The sequence below is a fragment of the Microcoleus sp. B6-A1 genome (genome assembly GCF_036705085.1).
In the GTDB taxonomy this organism is placed as follows: Bacteria; Cyanobacteriota; Cyanobacteriia; order Cyanobacteriales; family Microcoleaceae; genus Microcoleus.
This window is the reverse complement of record NZ_JAUBTU010000053.1, coordinates 1-13285: the sequence shown is the minus strand read 5'-3', so window position 1 is coordinate 13285 and position 13285 is coordinate 1. Positions and strand designations below refer to the sequence as shown.

The following is a 13285-nucleotide window of genomic DNA, read 5'->3' as shown; positions in this document are numbered from 1 at the left end:
ATAACTAATAACTTTTAATTTTTCAAGCGATATAGCACCGACTCAGTATTAACATCTTTACCGAAAACTGGTTGCAGCGGGCCCTGGGCACTTGTCAGCCAAGATAAAGCTTTTCTGGTAGCTGAGTCTGTCTCTGTCAGGGGCCCGAATCCCACAGTCCTAATTTTATTTTGCCGCAGGTTGTCAATCCATGCCGAAAGTCGATCGGCTCTAAATGGTACATATAAAACTTTTTTGTCCAAATTTCTCCCGTAAAACAGGTAGCTGCGCGAACTTAAACAGAATCCTATTCTTTCATCTGGTACTGTATTTTTATCAATATATTCGTAAATACCACGATACAGTTCGGTGCGTGCAAAATCTCGCTTTTCCCTCCAATGACCGATTACTATCAATCCTATACAGACACCAATTATCACTAGGTAAATCGCTTTTTTTCGGGTGGGAAATAGATGATTCAGCCATCTATAGCCAGGATTGATTTTCAACCATATTGCAGCCAGCGTCACTGACACAAGATAAAAGATCGGATATGGTAATATATATGGCCAACTGGGGCCTAATATTTTTCTGATAGTATTAATAGCTTGTCTTGGGTTAGACTTCAAATTGTCAATCAACAAACTTCCCCACACAATGCTATCTCCGGTGAAAGAAGCATTTTTAATATAATCAAAAATTGTGTTGCTAGTAATTCCGAACAAACCACTAACCAAAACCACTGCCAGAACAACTAGATTTGGAGTTTTCAAGAGAGTTGCTGTAGCGGCTGCGGCGATGGCGAGTACGCTTAAAAAGGTAAATCCGTATCTGAGGTTAAAACCGAGTATAGGGCTGAGTTGACCGATCGACTCTCCGGCAGTACCGGACGTGTAAGGTGTAATTAGATACAGAATTCCTGTGCTGGCGAGAAGTATAATTAAAATAATATTATTTTGATTAATTATTCTGGTTTTACCCTGGATAAAAGCCAGAGGTGCTGCCAATACCTGAAGTGCGATCGCCAGAAAGGGCAGTTGCAACCTAATGATAATTTGTAAGCCGACAGTTTGCCAGTGGGAAATATTGCTGGGATTAAATTGAGCTAGTAAAGTGCTTTGCCAAGCATTGAAAGACGGCGAAGCGGGCGGCGCAGGTAGGATAGGTGTGGGCTGCTGTATGGGAGGTGTGGGCGCAGGTACTGGAGACGGTAAGGGAACAGGCTGTAAGGGAACTTTAATATCGCTGGCATCGGCGACAGGATAATTGATGTGCAGCAAGTTTCTCGCATACCAAAAACATCCTAAAAGCAAGCAACAAGCTATGCCGCACAGTAACACTGGTTTGAGAAAGTGGCGAATTCTAAATTTATCTGGTGTGGAATTTTTATTAACCGCGAATCTTTTAATTTCTAATATTGCTAATCCTCCTAAAAGTGAGGCTGCATAGACTATCCCCGTAATTTTTATTCCGGCTAGCATTCCTGTGGCTGCCAAAAATAGGGAAAGTTCGGATTGCGATCGGCTGCTATGATAGGATAAACCTAGATACAAACCCACTGTAAATATTGCAGCTAGCGGTAAGTCTGGGTGAATGGTGTTAACTTGGTTGAGCACCATCGGTACTGTCAAGACTAAAGATGCTGCTGCCATACCGTGAATTCGGGTGGCTCCAAATTTTACGCTCAACAGATAAACGGCAATTCCCTCAAGTACCCACGCAATTAGCAGGGGAAAAGCTGTGAGAAAATCTTCTCGGAAGGGCAGCAAACACAAAGCAGACAAAACGTGCCAATTGTAGGGATATACTCGTGCTTGCTCGTGATCGAAAATCCAATTTCCGGCGGCATCTAATAAGGTAAATGAATGGGTTTGATACCATCGGGCGATCGCAGGCAGGTGAAACCACAATGAATCATAATTGGTTGTGGGTTTGCTTGCGAGAGTTTCTAACAGCACAAATCCTGCAACAGCCGTGGCAACAATAATTAGGGATTCGGATAATCCCAGAGGTTGCTTGAGTTGGGGAATCGGCCACTGCGAGAAGGTAAAAGTTTTGTGGTTTTTGGTATAAATCAGGATGAAGCCGATCGCACAAATCAGAATTTCTGCTATAATCACCGCAGCAATATTTAGTCGATCGGCACTTCCTAAAATCAAGCCGATACAAACTTGGGCAATACTCCATCCCGTCAGGAGTACGAGGAGAAAATGGGGAAATGAATAGTTATTGTTTTCTTTCTGATTCTCGAAGGCAAGAGACAAGCTTAAGGGAATCGGGCCAACTAGAATAATTAGAAATAAAATTAATTCCCACAAATGCTGCGCTATTAGCATAAGCTGCAAGTTACCATTTTTTATCAGTTTTTCCTCGTTACCCGAAAGAGCCTGGTAACGAGGAAAAGTAACGGACACGCGAGCTCGTTGCACAAAACATAAATTTTCTTGTGGGGAGTAGGGGTTGGGCTTTTCGACCGTTCCACAAGAAAATTTATCTACGCAATCCCCAATTTTTACCTGTTAGCTTGCTTCTGAGTTTTGGGTTGTTTGACTGCTTCGGGATCTTTGGGCTTAGAAATGTCAGCTTTTAACAGTTCGGGGAATGGCGGCTGGAGGTTGTGAACTTCGATGTCCATTCCCAGCGGCAGAGGTGGAAGCTGGGGGAGATCGTTTTCCAAATCCTTGAGTCCGCTAGCGGTTTGTATTTCCACCATTTTCGGCATTTGCGGTACTTTGGCGGTTTCCAAACTGCCGATCATTTTTGCCAGAGCGAATTCTAGCTGAGAACCTGGGTCGATCGCCACCCAACCCTGGTCAGTCATTTGCCGAACCTCAAAGTGAAGGTGAGGCCCTGTAGACATTCCCGTACTGCCGACGCGGCCGATCGTATCTCCCTGTTTCACGAACTCTCCCGGTTTCACAAAAAGTTCCGAAAGGTGGGCGTAGAGAGTTTCCTGAGAATTTTTGCTGTGGTTGAGAACCACCGTCAAACCGTAGCCGCCCAACCAATCTGCGATCGCCACTTGACCCGCATAGGCCGCCAGTACGGGCGTTCCCATCGGGGCTCCCAAGTCAGTTCCGGTGTGAAACCTGCCGTAGCCCAGAACTGGATGAGTCCGCCACCCAAAGGGCGAAGTAATTGCCGAAGCAATAGATAGCGGAAACAGCAAGCTGGTGTTGCCATTTCCGGGCAGGCCTGGGGGACGCGGCGTGAGATTGTAGTAAGCAAAACCGGTATTGCTGCCGCTGCTGACACTAACGGCACCGACTTGAACCGGCCCAAGTCCCATGCTGGGCGCTGGAGCGCCGCCGCCGTAAGATGCAGATCCGGCATAATACCCAGTGTCTGCGGAGTATCCAGTGTCTGCGGAGTATCCGATGTTAGCCGAGTAGCCGGTGTCTGCGGAGTATCCAGCGTTAGCCGAGTAGCGTGGGGGTGCGTAAGCAGATTCCGGCGGGTTTGAACTCCCCCAAACCTGGGTGCCTATTTGTTGAACGGCTTGACCGAGTTTACTCACAGGATTTCCGCTACTATTTCCGGCAACAGTTCCCCGAACCTCGCCCGGAAGGCTTTCTGGCAGATTTCGAGGAGGAGGGGCTGCAATATAGCCGTCGTCTGCGATCGGAGTTTCCTCTCTGTAGTTTGGTTCTCCGGCATCTGCCGTCACTGGCTCGGAAACAGGAGGAGGCGCGCACAAACCGCCTTCTCCTTCGCAGCCGGTCGATCGTTCTGCAAACTCTATTCTGGTTGGCGCTTCGTACTCTTCGTACTGGGTGGTAGCGCCAACACTGTAGTCTGTTTGGTCGATTTCAGCGTGGGCTGGGTTAACTGGCGCTTCAAAAGGCGGCTCCTGGGCCGTCGCTTCTGGCAAAGGAATCAGCGCTGGCTCTGGCAGATAATATTGGGTGGGAGGTGGTTCGCTGGCGTACTCCGGCTCTGACGGCGGTTGGGCATCGAAAGGCTCTGACGGCGGAACTTCTGCCTGCGGTTCAGGGTAGGGTTCTGGCGACCCTTGGCTGAATTCGGGTTCCGGGGGCGGGAGAGGAGCTTCAAATAATGGCTGGAGGTCTGCTGCGCCGGGGACGGCTTGTTCTGCGGGCGGAGTTTCGGCTTGGGCCCAAACTAGGCCTTTGCTGAGCAGTCCCAGACTGGCAAGGCAACCCAGTCCCACCAGCAGTGAGCGATCGGACAAAAGGCGCGATCGAGTCCGGGCGCCTGTAGGGTTCTTTTTTTGCTGTTTGGTGTTCAAGTGGGCTGTTATTTGCTTGTCTGGAACTGGTTTCACGATTTTTTTTCCCAACTCAACAGGGGGCACAAGGATCTCGAAGTCAGGATCGAATGTATGGCAATCCTTGTCTTTATATACAGGCCTAACTGATTTTACCGGGCTTGAGGCAATTTTTTTTGCCCCTAGAACAAGCTCGAATGCCTTGCACATTCAGTCGCGATCGATATCCGGTTTTTTTGATCCCGATGGCACTTGCGTAAAAGTGTCTTAGGGCCACACTGATGATAGCGCTTTGGCGTTCGTCTATGTTAATTAGTTGCCTAGATTTCTCGGGTTATGCAAAATTTCGGCGCAGTCGGTCGTCCTGAAATATTGCACCATTCTCAATAATCTTTTCAGGGCGGGCTCTCCTGCCCAACCCCTACTCCCCAAAAGAAAATCTACGGGAGGATCTCAATGAAAGCAGCCAAGCCCAAAATTGGAGTCAGGAGTCAGGAGGAAAGAGGAAGAAGGAAGGAGGAAGAAGCCAGAATAAGTGTTTTTACAAATATGAGATGCTCCCAAATCTACTCTTTGTGGAACAGGCCGTCCAGCCTTTTAAGCGAGAATGGTGCAAGATGTGAGTCGTCCTAAAACCGCCGACTCATCGTGATTTTTTCCTGAAACCTGGCCCTGCCTTTAAACTTCGCGGACAAAATTTTTGATTGTTTAGAATACAAGCTAAATGATTCGCTTGGGGAGGGATGGGTTTTCATGACTTTAGCTGGCGATCGCTTGACAAATTTTCCTGACTCTGAATGCACCGGACAACCTGACGGTATCAGTTGGGACTGGCAGAGCTGGCAAGGCTTGCCTTATCTGACTTGCAGCTTGCTTTCTCGCTGGTCTCACGGCTTTTTTACTCGCGATTTCTCGCCCCAGGGGCCGATCGATCTGACGGCAGTTCTCGCACCTGGAGCTAAGGTTTACCGACTCCAACAGGTACACGGCAATGCGGTACTCAAAACGAGTGAGTTGTCCCCGGTTGTGGCTCCGGGCCCGGAAACCGATGTCCCAAGCTATGCTGAGGCTGATGGCTTGGTGGCCGAGCGAGAATTGGAGGCGCTGTGGGTGTGCTCGGCTGACTGTGTGCCGGTGCTGATTGCTGACGATCGCACGGGACTGGTTGCGGCAGTTCACGCGGGTTGGCGCGGGACTGCTGCTAAGATATTACCAGAGGCGATCGCTCAACTTGTGGCACAAGGCAGTCAACTAGAAAATCTGAAGATTGCTATGGGGCCGGCGATCGCTGGAAAGGTTTACCAGGTATCTGTGGAAGTAGCAGCGGAACTGGGAGCCACTATTGCTCCTAAGAGTGGCGTTAGTGCGACAGCCGACGGCATCTGCGAGTTTTTGCACCAACTGCCAGAAACGCCTGTCTTAGCCGATCCAGAACCGGGAAAAGTACGCTTGGATGTTCGCCTCTGCAATGCTCTGCAATTGCAGCAGTTGGGAATCGATGTTTCTCAAGTGGCGATCGCTCCTTTCTGTACTTATTCTGACTCGGCTCACTTTTTTTCCTACCGCCGCGATCGACTTAAAAAAGTCCAGTGGTCGGGAATTGTGAGTGCCTGCGGGACAAGTCCCTTCTGAGGGCATTTGGCAGAAGGTAAAATTTTAGACGGCCAAGATAAAAATAAAAATCTTTGGATTCATTATTTTTTATTTACGAATGCCAAATGCCTTCTAGTTTCTATTTTCGTAAGGTTTGCTGGTTCCTGTTTTAAACCACCAAAAACTAGCAGCAAAACTTTTGGGAAAGCGGCGATCGCCCCCGCCCCGCTTTCCTCTCTTGTTAAGATTACTCTATAACGAGAGTCTTCAGCGGGTTATTACAATGAGTGAGCCAACTCCCTATCAACTGCTTGAAGTCGATGAAGATGCTTCCTTTGATGAAGTGCAAGAGGCCCGCACGCGCCTAGGTGAGCAGTACAGCGGTGACAAGAAACGTTTGGAATTGATCGAAGCCGCTTACGATGCGATCCTCATGGATCGCCTGCGGCAGCGACAGGAAGGGAAAATTAAAGTACCCGAACGCATCCGCTTTCCCGAACGGCTGACTCCCCCACCCCCAAGCTTTACTCCGTCTCCTCCTAGTGGCAGCCCAGCTTGGTTGCAGCGGTTAATCGATACTCCTAGTCGATCGGACATTTTGTGGCCGGCTGGGGTGTATGTGGGGTTAGGCGGACTGAGTATTTATCCGGCGGCTAATGATGGTTTACTACAGTTGACTCTGGCTCTTGGGGTCGGCTGTTGTCTTTATTTTGTTAATCGCAAGGAACAAAAATTTGGTCGCGCCGTGCTGCTGACTGTGGCTGGCTTGGTTATAGGCTTGTTGCTAGGAGGATTTTTGGGTTCTTTGGTCAGTCCGGCATTTATAACAACAGAGAAATTTATCGCTTTGTTTACGTTTTTAATTCTGTGGCTGGTCAGCGGTTTTCTGCGATAGTCAGCAGTCATTAGTCAGCAGTCATTAGTCAGCAGTTATTAGTCAGCAACCAACAACTAATAACTGTGAAATCAAGACCTCTGAAAAATAACATCAGCTAACAATTAATAACTAATGACTAATGACTAATGACTAATGACTAATGACTAATGACTAATTTTTGCCACCTAAAATAATCTCAACTGCTTCGCTCAAATTGTTGGCAATTAAATTCGGTTGGTGCATTTCTAGTTGGGTGCGATCGCGAATTCCGCACAAAACACCAATTACCTTGACACCGTGCGTTTTTGCTGCTATAATGTCCGCCTCTGTATCGCCAACCATCCAAGTGTCAGAAGCCGGCGGCAGTTGGGCGAGAGCTCTTGCCATCAACAGCGGCTTATCTTTGACATCCCCGGTTTTAACGTAATCGTTGGGGAGGCAATAGCGGCGGTTTTCTGGGAAAAATTGCCCTAAATTGCAGCGGTTGAAGGCTTCGTCTAGTTCCCTGACGCGGCGCATGGTCATCACCGCTAAGTCTACTCCAGCGCGCTGCACCTTTTCGAGGGTTTCCACAGCGGTGGGAACTGGTTGATCGTAAATCATGTAGGGTAGGGTGTGGACGGTTTGACGGCGTTTCTGGGCAAAATCGCGGGCTTGATCTGCATCTAATCCTGAGAGGATGGCGATTTCGGTTTCGGGAACCCGCGCGCGCTTCAAGTCCCAAAACTCGGCTTTGGGGAGTTCGCGCACTGCTTGGCCCGAACGCTTAGTCTCGGCGAGACACTCCTGGTAAACTCGGTAGTAGCGATCGGACACGTCCATGATCGGGCCGTCAAAGTCGGTAATAAGTCTCAGCATTTAGCAGAGTATTTTTAAGCTTTTATACAAATCCTTCGATACTATAGCAGTTCTCAATCTTGGTGAGGTACGCCCACGGAGGCCACGGAGGAGAGCATCTCAATGAAAGCCGCCCTCCGCTAGAAATTCGAGTTAGGAGTCAGGAGTCAGGAGCCAGGAGAAAAGAGGAAGAAGGAAGAAGGAAGAAGGAAGGAGCCAGAAGAAGTGTTTTTACAAATATGAGATGCTCCCCCACGGAGGCCTATGCCCGCTTATCAAGCGTGCACCTCATGTTACTGAGAAAGGCTATATATCATTTAAAGGTAACACTTTCTTTACAAAAATTGACACAAATACCCAGGGGAGGTAAGGTCTATAGGAATGGTGCTAATTAAAGCAAACATTTGAATTAAACTGTGCTGTTCCTCAACTTTAGCGTTTGTAACCCATAGCGGGGAATTTAAAATTAAAATGTGTCGCACAAATAGTGTAAACCGCTACATATTATTTATAAATCTCCACCTCAATCGAGGATGCTTTTGATTGCGCTTTCTCTCAAAAAGTGGGTCAAATTAATATTTGGCACCATTTTTAAAATAAGCAAAAAACTGCTTGGAGAATCCAAAGTGTACTGTTTGCATAAATTAGCCAGCGGTAACAGGTGATGACATTTGCCAGTATAAAAATTCCCATGAGAAATCGCCGCCAAACAACAACTAACTTTACCGGCTAACCTTTGAGAGAGATGCTCTACAATAACGAGATGCTTCCCACATTAACTGTAGAGAGCAGCGCCCGAAGTATTAATATTCTTCTTTATAAGCTGTTATCCTTACGCAGGATTGAATACCTCACAGTCGATCGCGAACTTAAGATTCAAGAAATATCTTTGAAAGTGCAAGATTTTGCCTACATTCATGAGGAAGTAGGCGAAGGAAAAGACGTGCGCGATAGTTTTCCCGAACTGATCGGAATTGAAGGAATCCTTGAAGATATTATTGAAGAACGACAGCAAGACTTTCAGTTAAAATCAATTAGCAGAGTTCTCAAAGACGGCTCTTATTTCTATCTAAATTTGTACATTTTTGGTTGTAAGGGACAAGCCACTGCTGACAGATTGATTATTTTATGCGAAGATGTGACAGATAGCATTGGATCTCCGCCAACCATCGTTCAGGCTGCCAAGAAAAAAAGTATTAAAGGCGATAACTTAGCTGCGGCTGGCGATTATATTGACAAAATTATTAATTCCCTAGGGGATGTTTTGTTCGTAACAGGAACATCGGGCCAAATCAAAAAAGTGAATCAAGCTGCACAGCAATTATTTGGATATACCGAATCGGAATTAATCGGCCAATCCATATCCATGATTACGGCTGAGGAGGAATTGTTACGCAAAGTCAGCCAGCTACCTCCTGCACTTAAAAGCGAATATTGGCCTCAAGTAAAAGTAGCTTGCCAAACGAAAATAGGTTTAAAGCTGATGGTTGCGTTTTCATGCTCTACTTTCGAGACAAGCACAGGAAGCCCGGATGCAGATAGCGAGGTTATACAAGATTTTGTTTATATCGGCAAAGACATTACCAAACAACAACGCATAAAAAAGTGTCAAGAAGCACAGTATGCTGTTACTCATATCCTGTCAGAATCAAGTTCTCTAGATAGCGCAACTCCGAGAATTTTGCAAGCTATTTGCCAAAGTTTTGGGTGGGATCTTGGCGAACTTTGGACGCCTGCAGAGGCGGAGGAAGAAACTAGATTGGGTGGGGAAATAAAATCTGAAAAAGAGTCACTTTGGTGCCTGCCACTTTGCTGTCCGATCGAGGCAACTGCGGGTTTGCGACGGGTGGCAGTTTGGCAGGCAGCGGAGGAAGTTAGGGAGTTTGCCGAAAACGACCAGCAGATTACTTTGGGGGCGGGTGAGGGTTTGCCCGGAGCAGTTTCCAGAAGCGGTTCTCCGCAGTGGATTACTGATCTGGTGGGCGATCGCAATTTCGTGCGATCGCGCTTGGCCGAGGAAGCGGGACTGCGATCGGGATTCGGTTTCCCCATTCACGCTAGGGGCCAAGTTGTAGGAGTAATGACTTTTTTTTGCCGGGAAGAACTGCAGCCGGATCAAGATTTACTTCAAATAATAGCTGTGGTAAGTTCTCAATTAGGAGAATTTGTCAAGCGCAAATATGCAGAGCAAGAATTGTACGAAGCTGAAGCTTCAATCCGATTTTTGTACGAACAAGAAAAACGGCAAAGTGAAGAATTAGCTCGGCAAAATTTAGCTTTAGAACAAGCCAAAGTAGAATTACAAGCAGCTAACATGGAATTGCAGCGGCTCGCTTCGGTGGATGGATTGACTCAAATTCCCAACCGCCGCTGTTTTGACAAAAAATTGGAGTTAGAATGGCAGTTGATGGAGCGAGAAAAAGAGTCGCTGTCTTTAATTTTGTGCGATATCGATTTTTTCAAACTTTACAACGATCATTACGGCCATCAAGGAGGCGACGAATGTTTAAAAAAAGTGGCCGAGATTTTAGCTAACAACGCTCAGCGGGCAGGAGATTTAGCCGCCCGCTACGGCGGCGAAGAATTTGCGGTAATTTTGCCGCAAACTGATGTGCAGGGAGCAATGCGGGTAGCTGAAGCAATTCGCAGCGATTTGAAAGCGGCGGCAATTTTTCATGCAGCTTCCAAGGTAAGTAAGTTTATAACTCTAAGTATGGGGATGGCTACTACTGTGCCTGCTGCTGGTTTATCGATTGAGGGGTTAATTGGACAGGCCGATCGATCGCTGTATCGAGCTAAACTAGAAGGGCGCGATCGTATAGTTGCCCTCGACTTGAAAAGAGAATTTCAGGGCCCCAAAGGAGTATTTTCTGATGATTGTGAGAGAAGCTAAAATCGGTGACGCACCTGCAATCGCACGAGTTAATCTAGATACTTGGCGGACAGCTTACCGGGAAATTGTACCAGCAGATTACCTCGCACAGTTATCCTATGAAAAGCGAGAAAGCAATTGGCAAGAAATCCTCCTAAACGCAGAAAAAAGTAAAAATTTTGTGTGCGTTGCGGAGAATGAATCGGGAGAAATTGTGGGTTTTGCTGCGGGTGGTTGCGAGCGCACGGGCAAATATATATATAAAGGAGAATTATTTGCCATCTATATTTTGGAGGAATATCAGCGTCAAGGAATCGGACGGCAACTCGTGAGAACCGTTGCCACAAAATTGGCAGAATTAAGTTTGAACTCGATGCTAGTTTGGGTACTAGGAGACAATTCAGCCTATAGGTTTTATGAATTATTAGGAGGTGAAAAAGTAGACGAACAGCAAACAAGTAGAGCAGGAGTTGCACTCAAAGAAATTGCCTACGGTTGGAAAGATATCGCAGTGCTGATTAACCCGCCGGTATGACCGAAAAAGTGGAATTTTTGTCAATCATCTATCAAACTGCCTCTTTTCATTTGTTCCCGTTCAATTGCCTCAAACAAAGCTCGAAAATTCCCCGCCCCAAAACCTCCAGCTTGCACCTGTTTGCCGTTAACTAAACTAACTCGGCGCTCAATAATCTCGAAAAAGAAAGTCGGTTCTGCAAAAATTGGCTGGGTAAATATTTGCAGCAGCATCGCTGCGGGAGTATCTTCTTGCCAATCTGCCAAAACCTGACAAGCTGCAATTGCTTGCCAATCTGCGGGCAAATAGTTTTGTCGCTGCTGTAATTCGGAGTAGTATGTTGGAGGAACAGGCAGAAAAGGCAAACCGCGCGATCGCAAATCGGCAACAACCCCCACAATATTATTAGTTTGCAAAGCCATGTGCTGAATTCCCGGCCCTCGATTTGCACTCAAAAACTCTTGAATTTGAGAATTAGCTGATGCCGGTTCATTAATCGGGAATTGCACCCCACCTTCAGCGTGCACCATAACTTGGCTCCGCAAAGCCGATTTCTCAGTCTGAATATCAAAATTTTGCTGCGGTTGAAAACCTAATATTTTTTGATACCAACTAACAGCACTTGACAAATCCCCAGATTCAACATTTAACACTACGTGGTCAATCCGGGTAAACAACGGCAGCTTATCCGAAGCCGATAGCAGTGAATGGCTGCCAATTCGCTCCACGAGGGTATGGCTTAAATCCCCCCAGCCCGCGATTTTTGCCCGCTTAAAATAACCTCCTGCGTTTAGGTCTTCTTGAATCGGTTCCAGGATTTTAGCGCCTTTTGCAGCCGCTCTAGCTACCGCTAATTCAACATTTTTTACCCGAAAACCCACATCGGCAATCCCTGGAGGATGAAACTTCAACCAACTAGCAGCGGGACTAGCGGGTGTCAGGGGCGAAGATAAAATAAAACATACATTGCCGCTGCTGACAGCTTCAGTGTGAGTGTGGCTATTGGCATAACCTGCTATTGATTGAAAGCCTAACTTGCCGACAAACCAGTCGCGGGATACTTGAGCGTTTTCAACGTAAAATTGAATGCGATCGAACTCCATAATCAATAATTGAAAATGGAAAGTGAAAAATGGAAAATCTGCTGATTTTCAAGGGGAAATTGCAAGGAAGGGAGTGAGTAATGGATATTTTTCATATTTTTTATTGCGCGCCCACTTAATAATAACCTAAAGATTGAATATCCTAGCTCCCTCTGAAGGCAGAAATAAGTCAGCACTTAAAAGAAAAGACACCCGGTGTCTGGGATAACTTGGGTTTGCCGCGACGCCTTCGCCAAAAGGACTTACGCAAAAAACAAATAGTTTTACGCGCGAATTATAGGGGTAAGGTGCGCCAGCCCGTGCACCCTACATAATTAAGTGCTGTACAAGTTCTCAAACCTAAAACTATCATAATTTTTCTTGCCTTCAGCTTCCGCTGCGTTCTGCCTTCAAATCACTCCTCAATAGCTAAAAGAACAAATGACTTTCCGGCTGAATATTAATCTCCATCGGCACAGCTTGCGGGTCAGCCGAAAGAGCAAACATAATCGCATTTGCAGCAGTTTCGGTACTCAGCATTTTTGACCGGTCTACCTTCAAACTCACATTATCCCAAAACGGAGAATCCACCCCGCCAAAATAGAATAGCGTAAACTTAATGCCGTAGCGTCGCAGTTCATCTGCCATGCACTTGCTGAAACCAACTACCCCAAACTTTGAAGCGCAATAAGCGGTTCCCATCGCCATCGAATGCTTGCCCAAAATCCCGATGACATTGCAAATGTGGCCGGATTTACGCTCTTTCATCACATTCGCCGCTGCTTGAGACGTGTAAAAACTGCCTTTTAAGTTCAAGTCAAGCATGGCATCTAAATCAGCAGGTTCTAACTTGTTCCACTGCTTGAGAATTCCGGCACCAGCGGCGTTTATGAGGGCATCAATTTGTCCGAAATGCGCCGCAGCTTTGTGCATCAGTGTCTCGACTTGCGGCAAATCAGTGATATCTGTCGGTACGCACAGTACCTCTGTTGCCGAAAGTTCGCTAGCTAAAGCGTCTAATTTACTGCTGTCTCTGGCGGCGAGCACTAGCCTCGCACCCGCATCAGCGAGTTTCCGGGCCACGGCTGAACCGATGCCGCCAGTCGCACCCACCACAACCACAACTTTGTCGTGCATATCCCTTTACATTTCTTTACGTCCAGATTGTATGATAACTCAAGTTGCTAGTAATGGGAGATGTTGCACCATTCTCAATAAGCTTTGTATGATATCAAATCCGGTAGCATCGTCCTGTATTCATCTCTGTATTCTCTCCCTCTGCGTTCTCTGCGCCCTCTGCGGT

9 protein-coding genes are annotated in these 13285 nt (G+C 46.9%); 4 read left to right on the top strand and 5 right to left on the bottom strand.

Features of this window, described 5'->3' with window-relative positions:
• Nucleotides 1-14 precede the first annotated feature (14 nt).
• Complete coding sequence (locus QUB11_RS19470; protein ID WP_333391438.1) at nucleotides 15-2408, bottom strand: hypothetical protein; 2394 nt, start codon at nucleotides 2406-2408, stop codon at nucleotides 15-17.
• Nucleotides 2409-2491: 83 nt separating this feature from the next.
• Nucleotides 2492-4264, bottom strand: coding sequence for a peptidoglycan DD-metalloendopeptidase family protein (locus QUB11_RS19465; protein WP_333391436.1), 1773 nt, complete (start codon nucleotides 4262-4264; stop codon nucleotides 2492-2494).
• A gap of 696 nt (nucleotides 4265-4960) precedes the next feature.
• On the opposite strand from QUB11_RS19465, the gene pgeF reads away from it, so the two are divergent.
• Nucleotides 4961-5839 (top strand): peptidoglycan editing factor PgeF, encoded by an 879-nt coding sequence (pgeF, locus tag QUB11_RS19460; RefSeq protein ID WP_333198588.1) that lies wholly within the window; start codon nucleotides 4961-4963, stop codon nucleotides 5837-5839.
• Nucleotides 5840-6083: 244 nt separating this feature from the next.
• The gene (locus tag QUB11_RS19455) at nucleotides 6084-6695 is read left to right on the top strand and encodes a CPP1-like family protein (RefSeq protein WP_333156985.1); all 612 of its coding nucleotides are present in this window, start codon (nucleotides 6084-6086) and stop codon (nucleotides 6693-6695) included.
• 153 nt (nucleotides 6696-6848) lie between these two features.
• Here QUB11_RS19455 and QUB11_RS19450 read toward each other — a convergent pair whose 3' ends face one another.
• Nucleotides 6849-7535 (bottom strand): HAD family hydrolase, encoded by a 687-nt coding sequence (locus tag QUB11_RS19450; protein WP_333198586.1) that lies wholly within the window; start codon nucleotides 7533-7535, stop codon nucleotides 6849-6851.
• 724 nt (nucleotides 7536-8259) lie between these two features.
• On the opposite strand from QUB11_RS19450, the gene QUB11_RS19445 reads away from it, so the two are divergent.
• Both QUB11_RS19445 and QUB11_RS19440 read left to right on the top strand, forming a co-directional pair.
• The gene (locus tag QUB11_RS19445; protein ID WP_333391434.1) at nucleotides 8260-10407 is read left to right on the top strand and encodes a diguanylate cyclase domain-containing protein; all 2148 of its coding nucleotides are present in this window, start codon (nucleotides 8260-8262) and stop codon (nucleotides 10405-10407) included.
• Nucleotides 10388-10921, top strand: a complete 534-nt coding sequence (locus tag QUB11_RS19440) for a GNAT family N-acetyltransferase (RefSeq protein ID WP_333198581.1) — start codon at nucleotides 10388-10390, stop codon at nucleotides 10919-10921. The genes QUB11_RS19445 and QUB11_RS19440 overlap by 20 nt, the downstream gene beginning before the upstream one ends.
• Nucleotides 10922-10941: 20 nt before the next feature.
• On the opposite strand, the gene hppD is transcribed toward QUB11_RS19440, so the two are convergent.
• Both hppD and QUB11_RS19430 read right to left on the bottom strand, forming a co-directional pair.
• Complete coding sequence (gene hppD, locus QUB11_RS19435; protein WP_333198580.1) at nucleotides 10942-12003, bottom strand: 4-hydroxyphenylpyruvate dioxygenase; 1062 nt, start codon at nucleotides 12001-12003, stop codon at nucleotides 10942-10944.
• A 408-nt stretch (nucleotides 12004-12411) separates the two neighbouring features.
• Entirely contained in the window at nucleotides 12412-13119 is a 708-nt protein-coding gene (locus QUB11_RS19430) for an SDR family oxidoreductase (protein WP_333198578.1), read from the bottom strand.
• Between the last annotated feature and the right edge of the window lie 166 nt (nucleotides 13120-13285).